This window comes from Vibrio sp. Vb0888, assembly GCF_033338835.1.
Taxonomy (GTDB): Bacteria; Pseudomonadota; Gammaproteobacteria; order Enterobacterales; family Vibrionaceae; genus Vibrio; species Vibrio alginolyticus.
Genome location: NZ_JAWOTL010000168.1, coordinates 1 through 1,299, shown reverse-complemented (window position 1 = coordinate 1,299; position 1,299 = coordinate 1). Strand labels below are relative to the sequence as shown.

Annotated in this window: 2 protein-coding genes; both read left to right on the top strand. The window is 41.5% G+C overall.

The window, feature by feature from the left end; translation table 11 throughout:
- On the top strand, positions 1-412 hold a 412-nt coding region (locus tag R7P72_RS24750), incomplete at its 5' end, for a BCCT family transporter (protein ID WP_318110932.1).
- A 301-nt stretch (positions 413-713) separates the two neighbouring features.
- On the top strand, positions 714-1,247 hold the full coding sequence (gene ectA, locus R7P72_RS24745; RefSeq protein ID WP_169615730.1) for a diaminobutyrate acetyltransferase: 534 nt from the start codon (positions 714-716) through the stop codon (positions 1,245-1,247).
- Positions 1,248-1,299: the final 52 nt, after the last annotated feature.

Genomic DNA, 1,299 nt, shown 5'->3' with positions numbered 1-1,299 from the left:
CAGCCAGTACGTGAATGACGGTTACGAAGCTGTATTCAATGCTGAGCTTCCGCTTAAACTGTTCGCCATGTTAGACGTAATGCCGTTTGCAGAAATCACATCGGTAGTAGGTATCATTCTGGTGGTTGTGTTCTTTATCACGTCGTCGGACTCAGGTTCTCTTGTGATCGATACGATTGCAGCTGGTGGTAAAGTCGATGCGCCAACACCACAACGTGTTTTCTGGTGTACGTTTGAAGGCTTAGTCGCCATCGCACTGATGCTCGGTGGCGGGCTGGCAGCGGCTCAAGCGATGGCAGTAACTACAGGCTTACCATTTACCATCGTATTGCTTGTTGCGACAGTTTCTTTGATTAAAGGTCTAATGGATGAGCCTCGTCCAAGTACCAAGGCAGTCAAAAAAGATAAATAGCCACGACGACAAAACTAACCTTAAAACGGCATGCGAAAGTGTGCCGTTTTTTTATGTAAAAAACCTTAAGTCCTCTCTTTGAAACCCCGCTGCATTCTGACTCATGTTGAGTTGTTTCGTATTAAATGATGCTTTAATAAATTAGAGTTCAAACTATTTTAAATTTAGGTTAAATGTTGCTTTAGTGTGACTTGAGTCACATTATTCTAGATTAAAACGCCGATTATTTGATTTTTAACCGTAAAGAATGTCCATAATAAATACGAAATTTAATTAGACGTCAAAGGATATGTATTTCAAAATGATCACATCAGCACCTTGGGTGCTTTATCCAGAAATTGGAGAAGACCCAAGCAAAAAATGGATTTTTCGTGAACCTAAAATCTCTGATGGTGACGGCATTTACAGCTTAATTGCAGATTGTCCTCCGTTGGACATGAACTCTTCTTACTGCAATTTTCTACAGTCAACGCATTTCAGCAAAACCAGCATTTTGGTTGAGCACAAAGGCGACATCGCTGGCTTCATCTCGGGTTATCAGAAGCCTGACGAACAAGACGTATTATTCATTTGGCAAGTCGCTGTATCACCTCGATTCAGAGGTAACGGTTTAGCATTTCGTATGCTCAAGGAGCTTCTCGAAAGGGAAGCGCTGAGCGAGGTTAAATCGGTAGAAACGACCATCACGGAAGATAACCAAGCCTCTTGGGCGTTGTTCAAAAAGTTAGATTCGATGAACGGCAGTCATGGCCAAGTCAGCACTTTTTTGGATGAAAAAGCCCATTTTAAAGGCAAGCACGATACAGAGTTTTTGTATCGCATTCCTCTCAAATAATCCTCAAACAATAGGAATTAAAAACGGTCTCATCATGGATATTTTCAAAAAG